This window comes from Chryseomicrobium sp. FSL W7-1435 (assembly GCF_038595005.1).
Lineage (GTDB): Bacteria > Bacillota > Bacilli > Bacillales_A > Planococcaceae > Chryseomicrobium.
Window position 1 is genome coordinate 384649 of the sequence record NZ_CP151997.1, and the last position, 20023, is coordinate 404671.

Below are 20023 nucleotides of genomic sequence, written 5' to 3' on the forward strand. Positions count from 1 at the left end.
GGAAGTGAATAAGATGCGGCGACCAGTAGTAGAGAAACTTCAGCAGTTTGTAGAGAAGCAGCCGATGTCGCTGCATGTACCGGGTCATAAGAATGGTTATTTTGGGACATTACCAAAGGCGTTGCGCGATAGTCTACCCTATGATGTGACAGAATTGACGGGTTTAGACGACCTGCATGCCGCTGAAGGCGTTATTGCAGAGGCGCAGGGTTTATTGGCCAACTTTTATGGTGCTTCTAGCAGCTACTTTCTTGTAAACGGATCGACAGTCGGTAACTTGGCGATGATGCTTGCGGCGACGTCACCTGGAGATCACGTGCTCGTTCAACGCAACGCGCACAAGTCTGTGTTCCACGCACTTGAACTGGCGCATGTGACGCCGATTTTTATTACTCCTGAATGGGATCATCGTACAGAGACCGCAGCACATGTCACTCTAACAGGAATTCAACAAGCATTTGCTCAGTTTCCAACTATACGCGCAGTGGCATTGACAACACCCACTTACTTTGGCGTCGCATCTGACTTAGTAGAAATTGTGGAGTTCTGCCATCAACAGCAAGTTCCTGTGTTAGTAGATGAAGCGCATGGTGCCCATTTCCAAGGCTCTGATTATTTTCCGTTATCGGCTCTTGAAAGTGGTGCCGATGTCGTGGTGCAATCCGCGCATAAAAGCTTACCGGCTATGACGATGGGCTCTTATATGCATTACAATTCAGAGCTGGTTTCTCAAAACCGCCTTGAACATGCACTTCGAATGCTCCAGTCGAGCAGTCCGTCTTACCCGATAATGGCATCGCTTGATGATGCACGAGCTTACTTGGCCTCCTTCACCGCAAGAGACTATCACCACTTGATGGATAAGAGGTCTCTATTCTTAGATAGTTTGCAAGGACTTCCGGGTCTTGACGTTGTAGAGGTAGATGATCCGCTAAAGCTACTCGTCCGTATTGGGCAACACGCGGGTCATCAAGTTCGGGATGCGCTCGAAAAGCAAGGTGTCTACGTCGAACTCGCACATGGTCAGCATGTGCTTTGGATGCTTCCTTTACTCAAGTATGGGGAAGATTATCGCTTCGCAGAGTTACGCAGTCGCGTGAAACGAGCTTGTGAAGCGCTCAAATCGGTCCGACCACAAGCACTTCCTGTGGTGACCGCGGTAACCGCAAACCAACTGACTCAGCTAGAAGTTCCGCTAGAAGTGGTGGAGCGAAGTAAGGGCGAATGGATTTCTTACACAAAAGCTATCGGCAGGACGGCAAAAGGCGCTATCATCCCGTATCCGCCAGGTATCCCGCTGCTAGTGCCAGGAGAGCGCTTCACGGTGAAGACACTAGTTCAACTAGAAGAATGCCTAATGGGGAAAGCGGCTTTTCAAGGAGAACATCGATTAGCAGAACGGCAAGTTTATGTACTGGAGGAAACAAAAAAATGAGTGGATTATTTATAACGATTGAAGGACCAGATGGGGCAGGTAAAACAACCGTAACGCAACGCGTGGCAGAACGATTGCTAAATGAAGGATTTGAGGTCGTGATGACACGTGAGCCAGGCGGTATTCCCATTGCTGAACAAATTCGCGAAGTGTTACACGATACGAAAAATACAGCAATGGACAGCCGTACAGAAGCCCTTTTATACGCTGCAGCACGTCGCCAGCATTTAATGGAAAAAGTTCGTCCTGCACTTGAACAAGGAAAAGTCGTGATTTGCGACCGCTTTGTGGATAGCTCATTGGCTTATCAAGGATATGCAAGAGGTCTTGGGGTTGATGAAGTATGGTCAATTAATCAATTTGCGATTGAAGGGTTCCTTCCCGTACGCACATACTTCTTTGATATCACCCCAGAAGAGGGGCTTCGCAGAATTGAAGCTTCTGCCATTCGGGAGGTCAATCGACTGGATGAAGAAGGACTGGCGTTTCATCAAAAAGTGTACGAGGGCTACCAGAAACTACTTGAAAAATTTCCTGAACGGATTGTGCGAATCGATGCAGGAAAATCGATTCCAGAGGTCGAAGAAGAGATGTATACACACATTCGTCAAGATTTAAATATGGTATACTAAAGAGAGTGGAGGTGGATCCTATGAAATTAGTCGTCGCAGTCGTTCAGGATCAAGACAGCAACCGTTTGTCGAACGCCCTGACTAAGGCGAAATTCCGAGCAACGAAACTTGCCAGCACGGGAGGATTCTTGCGTTCTGGAAACACAACCTTTTTAATTGGAACTGAAGATCATCTTGTACCTACTGTACTTGATTTAATACGAGATAACTGTCGTGCACGTGAACAGATGGTCGCCCCGGTATCCCCGATGGGTGGCAATGCGGATTCCTATATTCCGTATCCAGTGGAAGTAGAAGTGGGCGGAGCAACTGTGTTTGTTTTGCCGATTGAACATTTCCATCACTTCTAAACAACACGAGGGGCCGTGTGTCGCATAATTGCGCATGCGGCTTTTTTTAAAACTAGATGTGGAAGACGTTCGTCCAGAAATCTCGTGAAAACCAGGCGCACCAATGGAGGCGTTCTTTGCCTCCATTGGGGTGAATGGTTTTTGCGTGCATTTCTAACGTCTGCAACTCGATACTAAGAAATGTGGAGCAGGCTTGCCAAGAAATCGAAGGTTTTCCTAGCAAGGGCTTAGGTCGCTAAAGGTTATGTGCCCTAAGCAACAGGTTTTGTGACCTGCGGAGATTGTTTTATGACTCGAGGGAACGTTTTTGTGTCCTCAAGAACGCTGTTTGTGCCCTGAGTCATATTATGGAAACTAATTCACACCTAGCAAAACCTTCGTCCATCAATAACCGAAGGGAGACTCAGTCATGGACTGGCAAGCAACTCAAGCACCAGAGCGTCAGCCGCGTCTGGTCGCCCAAATTACCCGAATGATTCAAAACGAGCGACTCAGCCATGCTCTTCTATTAACCGGAGATCAAGGTGCTGGGAAACTGGCGGTCGCGCATTTTATCATCCAACTGACACTTTGTGAAAATCCGCAAAATGTTCCATGTGAAACATGTCGTCCGTGTCGATTGCTGAAATCTGGTAATCATTTAAACGTACATACTGTCGAACCGGATGGTCAGTTTATTAAAAGAAATCAAATCGATCAATTGATTCATGAACTAAGTAAGACGGCACGTGAATCCGGTCGCAAATTTTATATTGTCCAGGATGCTCACCGAATGAATGCATCCTCTGCAAATGCTTTACTAAAGTTTTTGGAAGAACCGACAAGTGAAGTAACGGCTATTCTACTCACCAACCAACCTCACGCCTTACTCCCTACGATTCGGTCGCGCTGTCAGCAGATGACATTACAACCGGTGTCGACAGACCTAATCAAACAAGAGTTAGTGGCCCAAAATGTCTCAGACAGTATGGCTTCTACTGTAAGTAAAGTGGCAGCTTCTCTTGAAGAAGCATTGGCGCTTGTAGAAGAAGAGGAGTTTGGACTTGCACGAAAAGGCGTGTTAAAATTAATGGAGGCATTGGAACAAGGTACAGCCCATGCGTTAGTACACGCACATGAGCATGTCATCCCACTGCTAAAGGATAAAGAAAGAGCAGAGCGCGTTTTAGATTTACTGCTTTTTGCTTATCGAGATATCGTAGCAAGTAAAGCAAATCCCGGAAGCAGCAGTACGTTTCCCGATAAGAATGCGCTATGGGAGCAAATCGCGATGCGAAGCACGTTTGAGCAATTGACGTACCAGCTAGAACACATCATGAAAGCCAGACGTCGTCTTCATCAAAATGCGAATCGTACGTTGTTAATGGAGCAGCTAGTTATAGAGCTGCGGGAGGTTAATTCAGTTGTATAAAGTAATTGGCGTCCGCTTCAAGAAAGCGGGTAAAATATATTATTTTGATCCAGGTGACTTTGTCTGTGAGCTTGACGAGTATGTAATTGTTGAAACGGCACGTGGTGTCGAATTTGGGAAGGTCGTCAGTGCGGCACGACAAGTAGACGAAAACGATGTCGTCTTGCCACTTCGTAAAGTGGTGCGTCCGGCCTCTCAAAAAGATCGTCTGCAAGTCGAAGAAAATAAATCAGAGTCTCTTCAAGCGTTAGCGCTTGGGGATGCAAAAATCCGTGAACGTAAATTAGAGATGAAGCTTGTAGATGTGGAATTTACTTTCGATCGCAACAAAATCATTTTCTACTTTACCGCAGAAGGCCGTGTCGATTTCCGAGATCTAGTGAAAGACTTGGCATCGGTATTCCGTACGCGTATTGAACTGCGTCAAATTGGCGTTCGTGATGAAGCCAAAATGCTCGGTGGCATTGGTCCATGTGGCCGTATGCTTTGCTGTTCTACATTCCTTGGTGACTTTGAGCCAGTCTCTATCAAGATGGCAAAAGACCAAAACTTATCGTTAAACCCATCCAAGATTTCCGGTTTATGTGGCCGTTTAATGTGTTGTTTGAAATATGAAAATGATGAATATGAACAGGCGCGGACATTACTTCCCGACCTGGGTCAACGTGTGACAACTCCTGAAGGGAAGGGCAAGGTTGTCGGTTTGAATATTTTAGAGCGCGTCCTGCGTGTCGAATTATTTGAAGGACAGCGTGTCCTCGAGTATTCCCTAGAAGAATTAGTGCAGCATTCGTAACCTGCAGAGATGGATGAGGTGAGTTGTGATGGACCGTAATTTTTTGGAGACGATTGTTGCGTTTGAAGAACAATTAAAGTCCACGCAAGAGCAATTTCGGGCTTTAAAAGAGTTCGTCGCAATTATGATGGAAGAACATCAGACATTGCAGCAAGAGAATCGTCATTTGCGTGAACGTCTCGACGCGATTCATGCGGAAGAAGCAAAACTGCAACAAGAACAAAAACGACCGGCAAAACGTGATATCGGTGAAGGCTACGACAATTTAGCACGCTTGTATCAAGAAGGTTTCCACGTATGCCATCCGCAATTTGGAAGTCCGCGCAAAGAGCTTGACTGTATGTTCTGCCTAGCGTTTTTAAATAAAGATAATTAACGAGGAGCTGATACCGAATTCGGTGTCAGCTTTTTTCAAATGACTAAACGAGGTGAAACTGAGTGGATTTACTACGTGAGGATGAGAGGTTGGATTATTTATTGGCAGAAGATCTGCGAATCATTCAAAGCCCGTCCGTATTTTCGTTCTCTCTCGATGCCGTTCTACTGGCGAGATTTGCCTCCATCCCATTAAAACGAGGTAAAATCGTAGATTTGTGTACAGGCAACGGGGCCATCCCATTATTTCTAAGTGCGCGAACACAAGCACCAATTATTGGCGTGGAACTGCAGGAACGCCTTGCTGATATGGCGACTCGCAGCGTTCTTTACAATGAGCTGGAGCAACAGATTACCATTCAACAAGGAGACGTACGAGGCATTGCTCGACACTTAGGGTCAGAAAAATTCGACACGGTGACATGTAACCCTCCTTATTTTACAGCGGAAGCGGCTCATGACCAAAAATTATTGGAACATCATGCAATTGCCCGACATGAAATTCATTTGACCCTTGAAGAGGCCGTAGCTAATGCAAGCTCTTTGCTGAAACAAGGGGGGAAGGCTGCTTTTGTCCATCGTCCTGGTCGTATGATCGAGTTGATTGATGCGATGAAGCGCAACCGCTTGGAACCTAAACGCATTCAACTTGTTTACCCAAAAGAAGGTCGTGAAGCAAATACATTACTAATAGAAGGAATTAAAGATGGGAAACCTGATGTGAAAGTGTTGCCGCCTATCACTGTTTATCAAGAAAATGGCATGTATACACCAGAAATCGAGGAAATTTTATATGGAAGTAAAAAATAGTCATTATTTCTATGTAGTTTGTTGTGAAGATGAGACTTTTTATGCGGGTTATGCCAAAAATGTGCTAATTCGATTGAAGGAACACAATGATGGAAAAGGGGCCAAATATACTCGCCCCCGTTTACCTGTAAAGTTAGTTCATTTGGAGGAATTTGAAACTCGATCTCTTGCCATGAAACAAGAATATGCCTTTAAACAGCTATCGCGTAAGCAAAAAGAACAGTATATAGAAGGGAAGCGTGACAATGCACATCCAATCCTCACATCAATTTGAACAATCAAGCTGCCTGTACTTAGTAGGCACACCGATTGGTAACTTAGAAGATATGACGTTTCGGGCCATTCGCATCTTGAAAGAAGTCGATGTGATTGCGGCAGAAGATACACGAAATACGAAGAAACTTTGTCATTATTTTGAGATTGATACGCCACTCGTGAGCTATCATGCCCACAATGAAGAAGCAGGGGGAGCAAAATTGCTAAACCTGCTAAAAGAAGGGAAGTCTGTGGCATTAGTCAGTGATGCGGGCATGCCTTGTATCTCGGATCCCGGCGATGATTTGGTGCGTAAAGCACTTGCTGAAGGATTCGCTGTAGTTCCAGTCCCAGGAGCAAATGCAGCCCTTACAGCACTCATTGCATCAGGCATTCCGGCCCAACCTTTTACATTCTATGGTTTTTTGCCAAGGGGTAAAAAAGAACGTAAGGCGGCACTTGAGCTGTTACTATCGCGAACCGAAACGACGATTTATTATGAAGCGCCTCATCGTCTCAAAGAAGTGTTGGCGGCCATTCAAGAAGTCTTAGGGGGAGAACGTCAAATTGTGTTGGCTCGTGAGCTAACAAAGAAGTTTGAAGAGTTCATTAGAGGAACTGTTGATCAGGCGATAGAGTGGGCAACAACTCATGAAATTCGAGGAGAGTTTTGTGTAGTCGTTGCAGGTACATCTGAACAAACCGTTGAAGCGAATAAATCTGCTGAATGGTGGGAAGAGTTAGATGTGAAGCGCCATGTCGAGACACTTATGTTGCAGAAGGACTTGTCCTCTAAGCAGGCAATTAAAGAAGTAGCGACTGCGCGTCAAGTGAATAAGCGAGATGTCTACGCTGCTTATCATTTAGAAGGCCAATAAAAAAAGAGAAGCTGCCTTCCGGGATCCGGAGGGCAGCTTTTTATAAAAAAGAGGAATACGCTTATTTCGTTAAGTTGGTTTGGATTTCTTTAATTAATTGCTCAGCACCTTCTGGGCTAAGGATTAATTTTCCGCCAACTAGACGTAGGTTGTCATCTGACACTTCGCCAGTAACAGCACATGTCATGTTTGGTAAATATTTTTTCAAGATGATTTTGTCGTCATCCACATAAATTTCAAGAGCGTCTTTTTCTGCAATACCTAGTGTGCGGCGAAGTTCGATTGGAATAACTACGCGTCCTAGTTCATCAACTTTACGTACAATACCTGTAGATTTCATTAGTTGTTTCCCCTCTCGGAATATAATTCGTCATTATTCGACAAATCGTTTCGGTTATGGATTTTATCATACCAACAACTCCCAAATACGTCAATTCATTAAACTTCAAAAGATTCGTCAAATATGGTAATAATATGATAAAATTAAATAATGATAATAAATTTATAACGTCAATTTCTTTCGAGTTACCAAATATAACTCAGAAAGAGCAAGTTAAGGGAATAAGTGGATTTGTCGAATGATGTTTAATCACTTTGTCGACAGAGAGTTTTTCCACAACAATTGAATCAACACCCCGATTTCGATACAATGAAGAATAATGAAACTAGTGGAGGCGCATTCGCATGACTCAAGAAAAGAAAACATTTTACATTACGACCCCGATTTATTACCCAAGTGGTAAGTTCCATATCGGTACAGCCTATACAACTGTGGCTTCCGATGCGATTGCGCGCTATAAGCGTTTGAAAGGGTACGATGTACGCTTTTTAACGGGAATGGATGAGCACGGCCAGAAGATCCAAGAAAAAGCCCAAGAAAATAATAAAGAGCCCCAAGTGTATGTCGACGAGATTGCTGAAGCGGCAAAACAAGTGTGGAAGATCATGGATATCTCATACGATGACTTTATTCGTACGACTGAAAAACGTCACACAGACGCTGTCGAAAAAATCTTTCAACGCTTTTTAGATAATGGAGATATTTACAAAGGGGAGTATGAAGGAAACTATTGCACACCTTGTGAATCCTTCTTTACAGAGAAGCAGCTTGTCGATGGCAACTGTCCCGATTGTGGACGACCAGTGAAAAAAGTGAAAGAAGAGTCATATTTCTTCAACATGAAGAAATATGCAGATCGCTTGCTGGCTTATTATGATCAAAATCCTGGCTTCATCGAGCCGGAATCTCGTAAAAATGAAATGATCAATAATTTCATCAAGCCTGGCTTAGAAGATCTATCGGTGTCTCGTACATCGTTTGACTGGGGAATCAAAGTTCCTGGAGACCCAAAACACGTTATCTACGTTTGGGTCGATGCTTTGTCAAATTACATTACAGCTCTTGGCTATGGTTCAGAAGATAATTCAAAGTTTGCCACTTACTGGCCGGCTGACGTACATGTTGTCGGGAAGGATATTGTACGCTTCCATACGATTTACTGGCCGATCTTCTTGATGGCTCTTGACCTACCGCTTCCGAAAAAAGTATTTGCCCATGGTTTTATCATGATGAAAGACGGCAAAATGTCGAAGTCGAAAGGCAATGTTGTCTATCCAGAAATGTTAGTGGAGCGTTATGGACTGGATGCAACGCGCTATTTCCTATTGCGCGAGCTACCGTTTGGTTCAGATGGGGTGTTCTCGCCTGAATCCTTCGTTGAACGGACAAATTATGATTTAGCGAATGACCTGGGGAACTTATTGAATCGTACAATCTCGATGATCAATAAATACTTTGATGGTTCCATTCCTGTGGAACAAGCAGTAGAGACCGAATTCGACAAAACGCTTCATGAACTGTTTGAAGAAACTAAACAAAAAGTCGAAGACAATATGGAGAAGATGCAATTCAGTATTGTCTTGTCTGATATTTGGGCTTTCATTTCTCGAACGAATAAGTATATTGATGAAACGCAGCCATGGGTTTTGGCTAAAGAAGAAGCAGACCGTGGAAAGTTAGCATCTGTGATGGTTCATTTAGCAGAAAGCTTACGAATTACAGCGATTCTTGTACAACCGTTCCTTACAAAGAACCCAACGGAAATTTTACGCCAGCTTGGACTTTCTGAAAAAGACCTTTCTTGGGACGGCTTAAACGCATTCCATGGTATCCCGCAGGGAACTAAAGTCATTGAGAAGGGAGTACCAATCTTCCCTCGTCTAGATGTTGAAGAAGAGACGGCCTATATTCGTGAACAAATGCAAGGTGGAGCTGCACCAGCGCCTAAAGAAGAAGAAAAAGAACAAGCGCCAGAAGTCGAAGAAATCTCTATTGATGATTTCATGAAAGTCGACCTTCGTGTGGCGACGGTAACAGCGTGTGAGCCTGTTCCAAAAACTTCAAAATTACTGAAATTGCAACTTGACCTGGGCTATGAACAGCGCCAAGTCGTTTCTGGAATCGCAGAGCACTACAAGCCGCGGGATCTTATCGGTAAAAAAGTAATCGTGGTAGCAAATTTGAAGCCCGTCAAACTGCGCGGAGAACTTTCGCAAGGAATGATTTTAGCGGGTTCTAAAAATGGCTATCTAACACTTGCAGAAGTAGACCAAAAGCTTGAAAACGGTGCGCAAGTTAAATAATACTTAGTAGAGCCTGCCAGTTTGTGCGGGCTCTTTTTTCTCAGGAATTGAAGAAAGGGATGAGACGATGCAATTTATTGATACACATGTCCATTTGAATGCGGACCAATACGATGAGGACTTACAAGAGGTCATCACGCGAGCACGTGAAAAAGGTGTTCAAAAAATGGTGGTCATCGGGTTTGATACGAAAACGATTCAACGAGCAATTGCACTTGCAGAAGCAGACCCAGATATTTATGCAGTTGTCGGCTGGCATCCGGTTGATGCCGTGGACTGTACAGAGAAAGAGTTGCAATGGATCGAAGAACTCGCTAGTCATGAAAAAGTAGTAGGTATCGGAGAAACCGGTCTCGATTATTACTGGGACAAATCGCCAAAAGAAGTGCAGCAGGACATTTTCCGAAAACAAATTCGTTTGGCACAGCGCGTGAACTTACCACTAATCATTCACAATCGGGAAGCGACGGCAGATGTACTGCGCATTTTACGAGAAGAAGAAGCACATCTAACAGGAGGAATCATGCATTGTTTCGGTGGAAGTGTTGAAACGGCTCATGAGGCCATTCGTTTGAACTTCATGATCTCCCTCGGAGGCCCTGTCACATTCAAGAATGCAAAAACTCCTAAAGAAGTCGCTGCGGAAATTGACATAGAGCATTTACTTATTGAAACGGATGCGCCGTACCTAGCCCCCCACCCATTCCGAGGCAAACGCAATGAACCATCTTATGTTCCTTTAGTGGCAGAAGAAATTGCGCGCCTGAAAGAAATGCCTGTGGAAGAAGTGGCGGCTATCACCACAAGAAATGCAGAAAAATTCTTTGGCATTTGATTAAAATGCATGAAACGTCTCCATACTGAGTAGCACACCGGTTGACACGGTTTCGACATAAAGCTCATACAATTGAGCTTGACAATTATCTAGATACCTAGATATAATCATCCGAGTGAATAAGGAGGCGTTTTTCATGTCAAATCTTACCATGAAAAACCTGTTCTCTAACTCATTGAGGAGCAAGGATACATGGATGACTATCGTCACTCTACTTGTATTTCTTGCAGTCGTTTCTTTCATATTATTCGAAGGAACGAAAAAGACGGTCACGTTGACTGTCAACGGACAACAACAAGAATTAGCAACTCATGCAGATACAGTAGGCGAACTTCTCGAGGAACAAGAAATCGATGTTGCAGAAGCCGATCATGTATATCCCTCATTGAACACTTCAATTGCTCATGATTTAGCAGTGGAGTGGGAACAGGCACAAACCATTACGATCCTGATCGATGGAAAAAAACAAACCATTGATACAACCGCGGATCGCGTATCAGATATCTTAGCCCAAGCGGGCGTTGAAGTAACCGAGTATGACCAAATTGCACCTGCCGCAGATGCGGAGGTCGGACAACTAAATGAAATTTCGATTGCAAAAGCGTATCAAGTAAAATTGATCGATGGGACAGAAGAAAAACTCGTTTGGTCCACTTCGACTACGGTCGCTGACTTTTTAAAACAAAATAGCATTCATTTATCTAAACTCGACCGAGTCAACTTAGAGCCAGATAAGGTGGTGACACCCGACTCTGTCGTCCAAATTACTCGTGTAGAAAAAGTCACCGATGTAGTTGAAGAAGACATAGCGTTTAAGACGGAAACTAAAAAAGACGATTCGCTTTTAAAAGGCCAGGAAAAAGTGGTACGTAAAGGGAAACCTGGAACGATTGCCCGGACGATAGAAATCACCAAAGAAAACGGCAAAGTAGTCGATAAGAAAGTACTTTCCGAAGAAGTGAAAGAAAAGGCGACCAATAAAGTCGTGCATTTAGGTACCAAAGTAGTGGTGGCAGCCGCAACAACTCAAAAAGTAGCTGCACCTACCACAAAACCGGTATCACGTAACGCTTCTTCAGAACCTGCCGGACGTGAATTCTATGTGACAGCTACGGCTTACACAGCCTACTGCACAGGGTGTTCAGGAATCACAGCAACAGGGATTGATTTAAAAGCAAACCCACATCTAAAAGTGATTGCTGTGGATCCAAGCGTTATTCCATTAGGCTCTAAAGTATGGGTAGAGGGATACGGGTATGCAATCGCAGGAGATACAGGCGGAGCAATCAAAGGGAATAAAATTGATATCTTCGTTCCAACAAAAGAACAAGCCTACGCATTTGGACGGAAATCTGTCCGCATAAAAATTATTAATTAATAACGGGATTAGCTCTTCCTTGCGATGACAGGGAGAGCTTTTCTGCGTACAATGGAACAAGGGGAGTTCATGATGACGTTCAAGGAAATAATTGTAGTCGAAGGGAAGGACGACACAACCGCCATTCGTCGTGCCGTACAAGCTGATACAATAGAGACGAACGGGTCAGCTGTGTCCAAAGAGACTCTTTTAAAAATTAAACGTGCCCAGGAGGTGCGAGGTGTCATCGTTTTTACAGATCCCGATTATCCTGGAAGACGCATTCGCGCCATTATCGAAGAAACAGTCCCGGGCGTAAAGCATGCCTTTTTACCAAAACAGCAAGCTATCGCAAAAAATGGCAGTGGTGTAGGGATTGAGCACGCAACAGATGAAGCCATCCGAGAAGCCCTTGCAAATGTCTACACGCCAGAAGAACGGCCTGTTGCTACATTTACGCAGCAACAACTGCTCGATGCCAAGCTCATCGGGCATCCTGACGCTGCTTCACGTAGAGAGCGTTTAGGTGACATTTTGCAAATCGGCTACACAAATGGCAAGCAACTCTTAAAACGATTAGATATGTTCCGAATCACGCAGCAGGAGTGGCAACAAGCGCTCGATGTGTTGGAACAGGAGGAAAAATAGATGATAAAAGATATTGCAACACCTGTACGTACACAGGAAATTTTAAAAAAATACGGATTTGCACTTAAGAAAAGTTTAGGACAAAATTTCTTGATCGATCCCAACATTTTACGGAATATCGTGTCCCACGCGGGATTAACGAAAGATTCAGCTGCTATTGAAATTGGACCAGGTATCGGTGCTCTGACAGAACACCTGGCTCGCTCTGCAGGAAAAGTGGTGTCTTTTGAAATCGATCAACGACTATTGCCGGTTCTAGCGGACACGCTTTCACCATATGATAATGTAAGGATCGTGCATAGTGATATTCTAGAAGCGGATGTTGATGCCGTATTCAAGCAAGAACTTGCTGACTTCAAAGATGTTATGGTAGTTGCAAACTTGCCTTACTACGTCACTACGCCTATTCTGCTCAAGCTCCTTCATGACCGCTTACCGATTCGGGGTATGGTCGTTATGATGCAAAAAGAAGTGGCCGACCGTATTACAGCAAAACCAGGAACAAAAGAATACGGATCACTTTCTATTGCCATTCAGTATTATATGGATGCAGAGGTTGCTATGACCGTTCCGAGAACTGTTTTTATGCCGCCTCCAAATGTGGATTCAGCTGTTATCAAATTAACGCGTCGTACAGAGCCGATTGTCACTGTGAAAGATGAAGATTTCTTATTCTTGGTCAGCAGAGGATCCTTTGTTCAACGTCGCAAGACCATTTTAAACAACTTACAGACCTCGCTTCCGGAAGGAAAAGCACATAAAGAGGATATTCTGAAAGCTCTTGAAGAAACTGGTATTAACCCTACTCGTCGAGGCGAAACCCTCTCTATACAAGAGTTTGGAGCGCTTGCTGATGCTCTCTATGAAACTTTTTATGAGTTATGGCGTGGAGGAAATAAATAATCGTTGACAGTAGTTGTGTATCCTTGTTAAAATAATAAATTTTGACAATTTCATGACATTGTGTTATTCTAAATACCAGTGAGGTGTATGCAGAATGCCAAAGACATTAGCGGATATTAAAAAGTCGTTAGATTGCCACCTAGGCAAACGTTTGCAGTTACGCGCCAATGGTGGTCGCAAGAAAACAGTTGAACGTGCAGGAATTTTGCGCGAAACGTACCACGCTGTATTTGTTATTGATCTAGATCAAGAAGAAAATGCATTCGAACGCGTATCTTATAGTTATGCGGACGTGCTAACAGAGTCTGTTGAAATCTCTATTTATGATGATGCCAACAACTTAGTGGCCGTCAAATAAATTTTTTCTTTTGCACTCATACATAAGAGTACCTCTTTCCATAAGGAGAGAGGTGCTTTTTTGTGTTACACTGAGTATACAGAATTTAGCAAACACGGTTTGCTTCGAAAGGATTAATTCGGTATGTATTTTGTAAAAGCACCCGCCAAAATCAATTTAACACTCGATACGTTATACAAACGCCAAGACGGTTACCATGAAGTCGAAATGATTATGACAACGGTTGATCTCTACGACCGTATCGGTTTAGAAGCAAGAGAAGACGGCGTCATTGAGATCGTCTCCGTTGACCGCTTCATTCCAAACGACGCTAAAAATTTAGCCTATCAGGCAGCAGATCTCTTAAAAAAGAAGTATGGTGTGACACAAGGCGTCTCTATCACCATTGAAAAAATGATTCCCGTAGCAGCCGGTCTAGCTGGAGGAAGTTCAGATGCGGCAGCCACCCTTCGAGGATTAAACCATGTATGGAGTCTTGGACTGACGCTTGATGAGCTCGCAGAGTTAGGTGCAGAAATCGGCTCAGATGTACCATTTTGTGTTTACGGTGGAACAGCACTTGCCACAGGTCGCGGTGAGAAGATTGAGCACTTACCATCTCCTTCGCCTTGTTGGGTCATTCTGGCCAAGCCAATCATCGGTGTGTCGACCGCTGAGATCTATGGGCAACTCGACTTAACGACGGCATTCCACCCCGACACTAAAGGGATGATCAAAGCTATTGAAGACAAAAATTTTCAGGCCATGGTTGACGGTCTGGGAAATACATTAGAAGGCGTCACCTTATCCCTGTATCCAGAAGTGAAAGAGCTAAAAGAGCAAATGAAGCGGTTCGGTGCAGAGGGCGTGTTGATGTCGGGAAGCGGTCCTACCGTGTTTGGCATCGTGCAACAAGAATCTCGTGCTCAACGCGTAGTAAATGCGCTTCGAGGTTTTTGTGACGAAGTCTATTGTGTTCGTCTGTTGGGAGACCGAGAATAGTTGCTAAAAAACGTATGATTATGGTACGTTTACTGTAAAATATTCGGAATTGGAGGAAATCACGTGAAGTGGAAACGAAGTGAACGGCTGGTAGACATGACCCAGCATCTGCTGGAACATCCCCACCGACTTATTCCCTTAACGTATTTCGCATCTCTTTATGATTCTGCCAAGTCTTCCATCAGTGAGGATTTAACGATTGTCAGTGAAACGTTAGAGGCACGAGGCAAAGGTCATCTGTTAACGGTCCCGGGAGCAGCAGGCGGTGTGAAATACATTCCTAAGTTACATGAGAAAGAAATCCGCGCTATCGCGGATGAATTAAAAACTAGAATGTCGCAATCCGACCGACTGCTACCTGGTGGGTATTTGTATATGACTGACCTGCTTGGAGATCCGGAATTGATGAACCGGATCGGTAAAGTATTTGCCACTGTGTACGCTACTCAAAAGATTGATGCTATTATGACTGTTGCCACAAAAGGGATTCCCATTGCTCATGCAATTGCGCGTCATTTGAACGTCCCTGTTATTGTCGTACGCCGTGATAGCAAGGTGACAGAAGGGCCGACTGTCAGTATCAATTACGTATCGGGTTCAGCCCGTCGTATCCAAACGATGGTACTTTCTAAACGCAGCATGGAAAAAGGGAAACGCGTTTTGCTGACAGATGATTTTATGAAGGTCGGCGGCACGGTGAACGGTATGAAGAGTTTACTTGCTGAATTCGATGGTGAGCTTGCAGGTGTGGCTGTTTTGGTAGAAGCTGAGCACACAGCCGAAGTTCTTGTGCAGGACTACGTTTCTTTATTAAAATTAAAACAAGTCGATGAGCGCAACGGTTCTATCGTACTTGAAGAAGGTAATTATTTTAAGAAGGGTGGAACTCACGAATGAAAATCGTATCAACAACTAAAGCGCCTGCAGCAATCGGGCCTTATGTTCAAGGAATGGTCGTCAATGGCCTGTTCTACAGCTCAGGTCAAATTCCGTTAACTGCCGATGGCGAACTTGTGGATGGCTCTATCGTGGAGCAAACCGCGCAAGTCTTCAAAAACCTAGAAGCGGTTCTTGAAGAAGCGGGTTCTTCACTCCATCATGTTGTCAAAACAATGGTCTTCTTAAAAGACATGAACGACTTCGTAGAATTTAACGAAGCGTATGAAAAGCATTTTGCTGGTCATAAACCTGCTCGTTCAGCAGTAGAAGTAGCGCGTTTACCGAAAGATGTGAAAGTTGAAATTGAAGTTATTGCTGTTGTCAGTGAATAACTAGTAGTGAACCGTCTGTCGTGCTGACAGGCGGTTTTTTTATAGAAATTGGTAGATGACAGGAATCAATTCTGCGGTTATTTAGCTACTCCACCACAAATTCTCGAATTTATTAGACTATTTGAAATTTTTTTAATAAAATAGAAGGAATTGTTACACTTTTGTAGAAAGCTTATAAAAGCAGGACAAGTACATCTTAGAATGAGGAGTGGTGACAACCGTGGAGGTAACGGATGTTCGGTTACGAAAAGTAGAAACAGAGGGTAGAATGCGAGCAATTGCATCGATTACATTGGATCATGAATTTGTGGTGCACGACTTACGTGTCATTGACGGAAATGGCGGACTATTTGTGGCGATGCCAAGTAAGCGCACACCAGACGGAGAATTCCGAGACATTGCGCACCCTATCAATGCAACCACACGCACAAAAGTGCAAGACGCCGTGCTTGCCGCCTACCATCAATCAGATACACAGCCACAGGACGAGACCGTTCCGTTGGCAGCCGAACAAAGCTATTCCTAATAGCTTTGTTTTTTTATGTTTAGATGTGGAAGGCGTTTGCTCAGAAATGCTTCGGGAATCAAGCGTGCCCCTAGAGACTCTCTTTGTCTCTAGGGGTGCGATTGATTTTCGAATGTATTTCTAACGCCTGCAACTCGATTGCGTTTAGATGTGGAAGGCGTTTGCTCAGAGACTGAGCGGTCGTTCTTGGTCGCTAATCGTGATTTCTTCGACAAAATCGAGATTTAATGAGATCAAATCGAAATTTCTTCGACAAAATCAAATTTTAATGAGACGAAGTCGAATTATGGAAACCAATCCACCCCCCCCAACCCAAAATTGCCAAAGATCTTTCTAGCAAGGGCTTAGGTAATAAAAATCAAAACGTATAAACATAATGTTTTCTCGCAATTTTGTCAATAGAGAAATTGTTGAAAAATGCGATTTTATCGGCTATAGTCAAAAGAGGAAATGACATGGAGGAAGGCTAATGACAAACTTATTTGCAGTCGTATTAGCGGCTGGTAAAGGCACGCGAATGAAATCATCTTTATATAAAGTATTACATCCAGTATGTGGCAAACCCATGGTCGACCACGTTGTCGGCAACATGGAAAAATTAGGCGCTTCAGAAATCGTCTCTGTCGTCGGTCACGGCGCAGAGATGGTCAAAGATACACTGGGCGAACGCTCCACTTATGTCGTACAAGAAGAGCAATTAGGAACAGCACACGCCGTTCAACAAGCCGAGCAAGTGTTAGACGGTCGTGAAGGCACGACAATCGTTATTTGTGGAGATACACCACTTATCACGCCGGATACCATTCAACAGCTTATGGCGACACATCAAGAAGCGGGTGCAAAAGCAACCATTCTTACAGCTATCGTTGAAGACCCGACTGGCTACGGACGTATCCTTCGGGGAGAAGACGACCTAGTAAAAGGCATCGTTGAACAAAAAGATGCAACAGCCGAGCAACAAAAGGTTCAAGAAATCAACTCAGGGACGTACTGTTTCGACAACAAGGCACTTTTCGAAGCGCTGAAAAAAGTCGACAACAACAACTCTCAGGGCGAGTATTACTTAACGGATGTGATCAGCATTTTGAAAGACCAAGGGGAAGCAATTGCAGCATTTGCAGCAGCGGATGCAGAGGAGTTACTAGGTGTTAATGACCGTGTAGCACTTTCGCAAGCTGAAAGTTATATGCGCAATCGCCTAGCACTTCACCACATGCGTGAAGGCGTCACAATCATTGATCCTGCCTCTACGTATATTGGAGCAGACGTTGTGATTGGTTCTGACACTGTCTTACTTCCGGGTACAATGCTTGAAGGAAATACAGTTATTGGCGAAAAGAGCACGATTGGTCCAAACAGCCATTTGAAAAATGCACACATTGGAAATGAGACGACTGTCCATTCTTCGGTCGTAACAGACAGCAAAATCGCAGACCACGTAGCGGTTGGCCCATTCGCGCATATTCGTCCAGGTTCAGATTTAGGAGACCACGTGAAAATCGGTAACTTCGTGGAAGTGAAAAAGTCCACGATTCAAGAAGGGTCAAAACTTTCCCACCTGACCTACATGGGTGACGCAGAAATCGGCAAAAACGTGAACATTGGCTGTGGCACAATTTCAGTGAACTATGATGGAAAAAATAAATTTACAACAATTATCGAGGACAATGCTTTCATCGGTTGTAACTCAAATCTTGTCGCACCTGTCACGGTCGGAAAAGGCGCTTATGTCGCTGCCGGAACAACTGTGACGAAAAATGTAACAGAAGATTCACTAGCCATTGGACGCGTAAAGCAGGAAAATAAAGAAGGTTACGCTAAACGTATTAAGTAAACCCCAATCTACCCAAACTCAGGAGGATTAACATGCCCTATCAATACGCAGGTTCAAAGTTAAAGATTTTCACACTAAATTCGAATCCGGAACTCGCTGAAAGCATTGCGAAAGAAGTTGGAGTTCCCCTTGGAAAATTAACGGTTACACGCTTCAGTGATGGAGAAGTGCAAATCAATATTGAAGAGAGTATTCGCGGTAGTGACGTATTTGTTATTCAATCAACGTCAGCCCCAGTGAATGAAAACTTGATGGAACTGCTTATTATGTTAGATGCATTAAAGCGTGCTTCTGCACGTACAATCAATGTAGTTATCCCGTACTATGGTTACGCACGCCAAGATCGTAAAGCACGCTCTCGTGAGCCGATCACAGCGAAACTCGTAGCAAATCTTTTAACTTCTGCTGGCGCAACACGTGCAATCACACTTGATTTGCATGCTCCACAGATTCAAGGTTTCTTCGATATTCCAATCGATCACTTAGTAGCCGTACCATTATTATCGGATTATTTCCTTGAAAAAAACTTTGATCCTTCTGAAATTGTTATCGTATCGCCTGATCATGGTGGCGTAACGCGTGCTCGTAAGATGGCTGATCGCTTAAAAGCAACTATCGCTATCATTGATAAGCGCCGTCCACGTCCAAACGTGGCAGAAGTTATGAATATCGTCGGGAACGTAGAGGGCAAAACAGCTATTCTCATCGACGACATTATCGACACAGCTGGAACAATCACAATTGCAGCAGCGGCTCTTAAAGAAAATGGCGCAAAAGACATCTATGCTTGCTGTTCTCACCCTGTATTATCAGGCCCAGCAATGGAACGTATCGAGAACTCGGTAATTAAAGAGCTAGTTGTAACGGACTCTATTAAATTAGATGATAGTCAAAAATCATCAAAAATTGTGGAGCTTTCTATTGCGAAATTACTTGCAGATGCTATCGTTCGTGTCTATGAAGAAAAGTCTGTCAGCACATTATTTGATTGATAAAGGTTTAACACCTGATGTCTTGGGGTAAACATTAAACTAGTATAACTAGGAGAGTGAATGACTATGACAAAGGTAACAACTCAAAAACGTGAATCAAAGAAAGAAAACACAGCACTACGTGCAAAGGGCTTTGTGCCAGCAGTAGTCTACGGATATAAAACTGAAAACACAGCGATTGCTGTGGAAGAAATTGAATTAATCAAAACTTTACGTGAAGTTGGACGTAATGGTGTCATGAAATTAGACGTTGATGGCAAATCAATCAACGCTGTATTAACAGACTACCAACAAGATCCAATTAAAGGGCAAATTGTACACGCTGATTTCTTAGCAATCAACATGTCTGAAGAACTTGAAGTTTCTGTAAACGTAACTCCAGTAGGAGAAGCGGCTGGTGTTAACGAAGGTGGATCTCTAACTCAAGTGAACTATCAAGTAACAGTTCGTGTGAAACCATCTGATATTCCAGATCACATCGAGGTGGATGTAAGTGAGTTAGCTATTGGCGACTCCATTACGCTAGGTGATGTTCGTGAAAAAATCGACTTTGAAATTTTAGAAGAAGATGACTACTCACTATTCGCTGTAGCAGCACCACGTTCTGATGAAGAACTAGAAGAACTTGATTCAGTAGAGGAAGAGTCTGAAGAAGACGCTACGGACGTAGAAGCAACTGAAGAAGCTCCTGAAGATAAAAAAGCTGAATAAGTAAAGTGCCGGAGAGGAATTG

23 protein-coding genes are annotated in these 20023 nt (G+C 43.8%); 22 read left to right on the forward strand and 1 reads right to left on the reverse strand.

The features are described from left to right. Positions 1-13 precede the first annotated feature (13 nt). The 9 genes from MKY84_RS02130 (at position 14) to rsmI (ending at position 6942) form a co-directional block, all read left to right on the forward strand. Positions 14-1435 carry an aminotransferase class I/II-fold pyridoxal phosphate-dependent enzyme gene (locus MKY84_RS02130; protein ID WP_342527449.1) on the forward strand — a complete coding sequence of 474 codons (1422 nt, stop codon included), beginning with the start codon at positions 14-16 and terminating at the stop codon, positions 1433-1435. Then, on the forward strand, positions 1432-2067 hold the full coding sequence (gene tmk, locus MKY84_RS02135; RefSeq protein ID WP_342527451.1) for a dTMP kinase: 636 nt from the start codon (positions 1432-1434) through the stop codon (positions 2065-2067). The genes MKY84_RS02130 and tmk overlap by 4 nt, the downstream gene beginning before the upstream one ends. A gap of 20 nt (positions 2068-2087) precedes the next feature. Further along, the gene (locus MKY84_RS02140) at positions 2088-2417 is read left to right on the forward strand and encodes a cyclic-di-AMP receptor (protein ID WP_342527452.1); all 330 of its coding nucleotides are present in this window, start codon (positions 2088-2090) and stop codon (positions 2415-2417) included. 409 nt (positions 2418-2826) lie between these two features. Further along, positions 2827-3828 carry a DNA polymerase III subunit delta' gene (gene holB, locus MKY84_RS02145; RefSeq protein WP_342527454.1) on the forward strand — a complete coding sequence of 334 codons (1002 nt, stop codon included), beginning with the start codon at positions 2827-2829 and terminating at the stop codon, positions 3826-3828. Then, positions 3821-4624: a stage 0 sporulation family protein gene (locus MKY84_RS02150; protein WP_342527455.1), complete on the forward strand. Its 804-nt coding sequence runs from the start codon at positions 3821-3823 to the stop codon at positions 4622-4624. Before holB ends, MKY84_RS02150 begins: the two co-directional genes overlap by 8 nt. 28 nt (positions 4625-4652) lie before the next feature. Further along, positions 4653-5000, forward strand: coding sequence for a DNA replication initiation control protein YabA (gene yabA, locus MKY84_RS02155; RefSeq protein ID WP_342527457.1), 348 nt, complete (start codon positions 4653-4655; stop codon positions 4998-5000). A 62-nt stretch (positions 5001-5062) separates the two neighbouring features. Further along, positions 5063-5809, forward strand: coding sequence for a tRNA1(Val) (adenine(37)-N6)-methyltransferase (locus tag MKY84_RS02160; protein WP_342527458.1), 747 nt, complete (start codon positions 5063-5065; stop codon positions 5807-5809). Next, positions 5793-6083 (forward strand): GIY-YIG nuclease family protein, encoded by a 291-nt coding sequence (locus tag MKY84_RS02165; RefSeq protein ID WP_342527459.1) that lies wholly within the window; start codon positions 5793-5795, stop codon positions 6081-6083. Before MKY84_RS02160 ends, MKY84_RS02165 begins: the two co-directional genes overlap by 17 nt. Beyond that, a complete protein-coding gene (gene rsmI, locus MKY84_RS02170) occupies positions 6055-6942 on the forward strand; it encodes a 16S rRNA (cytidine(1402)-2'-O)-methyltransferase (protein ID WP_342527460.1) in 888 nt (295 codons plus the stop codon). Before MKY84_RS02165 ends, rsmI begins: the two co-directional genes overlap by 29 nt. A gap of 61 nt (positions 6943-7003) precedes the next feature. Here the strand turns inward: rsmI and MKY84_RS02175 are convergent, their stop codons facing one another. After that, on the reverse strand, positions 7004-7282 hold the full coding sequence (locus MKY84_RS02175) for an AbrB/MazE/SpoVT family DNA-binding domain-containing protein (RefSeq protein ID WP_094941890.1): 279 nt from the start codon (positions 7280-7282) through the stop codon (positions 7004-7006). Between the two features lie 344 nt (positions 7283-7626). Between MKY84_RS02175 and metG the strand changes: the two genes are divergently transcribed. From metG to MKY84_RS02240, 13 genes are all read left to right on the forward strand, one after another. Continuing rightward, positions 7627-9585 (forward strand): methionine--tRNA ligase, encoded by a 1959-nt coding sequence (gene metG / locus MKY84_RS02180; protein ID WP_342527462.1) that lies wholly within the window; start codon positions 7627-7629, stop codon positions 9583-9585. Between the two features lie 67 nt (positions 9586-9652). Next, complete coding sequence (locus MKY84_RS02185) at positions 9653-10420, forward strand: TatD family hydrolase (RefSeq protein ID WP_342527464.1); 768 nt, start codon at positions 9653-9655, stop codon at positions 10418-10420. A gap of 136 nt (positions 10421-10556) precedes the next feature. Continuing rightward, on the forward strand, positions 10557-11798 hold the full coding sequence (locus MKY84_RS02190; RefSeq protein WP_342527466.1) for a ubiquitin-like domain-containing protein: 1242 nt from the start codon (positions 10557-10559) through the stop codon (positions 11796-11798). A 72-nt stretch (positions 11799-11870) separates the two neighbouring features. Beyond that, positions 11871-12425, forward strand: coding sequence for a ribonuclease M5 (gene rnmV, locus MKY84_RS02195; RefSeq protein WP_342527468.1), 555 nt, complete (start codon positions 11871-11873; stop codon positions 12423-12425). Next, positions 12426-13328 (forward strand): 16S rRNA (adenine(1518)-N(6)/adenine(1519)-N(6))-dimethyltransferase RsmA, encoded by a 903-nt coding sequence (gene rsmA / locus MKY84_RS02200; protein ID WP_342527469.1) that lies wholly within the window; start codon positions 12426-12428, stop codon positions 13326-13328. Between the two features lie 94 nt (positions 13329-13422). Then, complete coding sequence (locus MKY84_RS02205) at positions 13423-13686, forward strand: Veg family protein (protein ID WP_342527471.1); 264 nt, start codon at positions 13423-13425, stop codon at positions 13684-13686. 123 nt (positions 13687-13809) lie between these two features. Further along, positions 13810-14667, forward strand: a complete 858-nt coding sequence (gene ispE / locus MKY84_RS02210; RefSeq protein WP_342527472.1) for a 4-(cytidine 5'-diphospho)-2-C-methyl-D-erythritol kinase — start codon at positions 13810-13812, stop codon at positions 14665-14667. 63 nt (positions 14668-14730) lie between these two features. Further along, on the forward strand, positions 14731-15564 hold the full coding sequence (gene purR, locus MKY84_RS02215; RefSeq protein ID WP_342527473.1) for a pur operon repressor: 834 nt from the start codon (positions 14731-14733) through the stop codon (positions 15562-15564). After that, the gene (locus tag MKY84_RS02220) at positions 15561-15938 is read left to right on the forward strand and encodes a RidA family protein (protein WP_342527474.1); all 378 of its coding nucleotides are present in this window, start codon (positions 15561-15563) and stop codon (positions 15936-15938) included. Before purR ends, MKY84_RS02220 begins: the two co-directional genes overlap by 4 nt. A 220-nt stretch (positions 15939-16158) precedes the next feature. Further along, positions 16159-16464 (forward strand): septation regulator SpoVG, encoded by a 306-nt coding sequence (spoVG, locus tag MKY84_RS02225; RefSeq protein ID WP_342527475.1) that lies wholly within the window; start codon positions 16159-16161, stop codon positions 16462-16464. 469 nt (positions 16465-16933) lie between these two features. Continuing rightward, positions 16934-18298 (forward strand): bifunctional UDP-N-acetylglucosamine diphosphorylase/glucosamine-1-phosphate N-acetyltransferase GlmU, encoded by a 1365-nt coding sequence (glmU, locus tag MKY84_RS02230; RefSeq protein WP_342527477.1) that lies wholly within the window; start codon positions 16934-16936, stop codon positions 18296-18298. A 32-nt stretch (positions 18299-18330) separates the two neighbouring features. After that, the gene (locus MKY84_RS02235; protein WP_342527479.1) at positions 18331-19290 is read left to right on the forward strand and encodes a ribose-phosphate diphosphokinase; all 960 of its coding nucleotides are present in this window, start codon (positions 18331-18333) and stop codon (positions 19288-19290) included. Between the two features lie 66 nt (positions 19291-19356). Then, the gene (locus MKY84_RS02240) at positions 19357-20001 is read left to right on the forward strand and encodes a 50S ribosomal protein L25/general stress protein Ctc (protein ID WP_342527481.1); all 645 of its coding nucleotides are present in this window, start codon (positions 19357-19359) and stop codon (positions 19999-20001) included. The last annotated feature ends 22 nt before the right edge of the window (positions 20002-20023 follow it).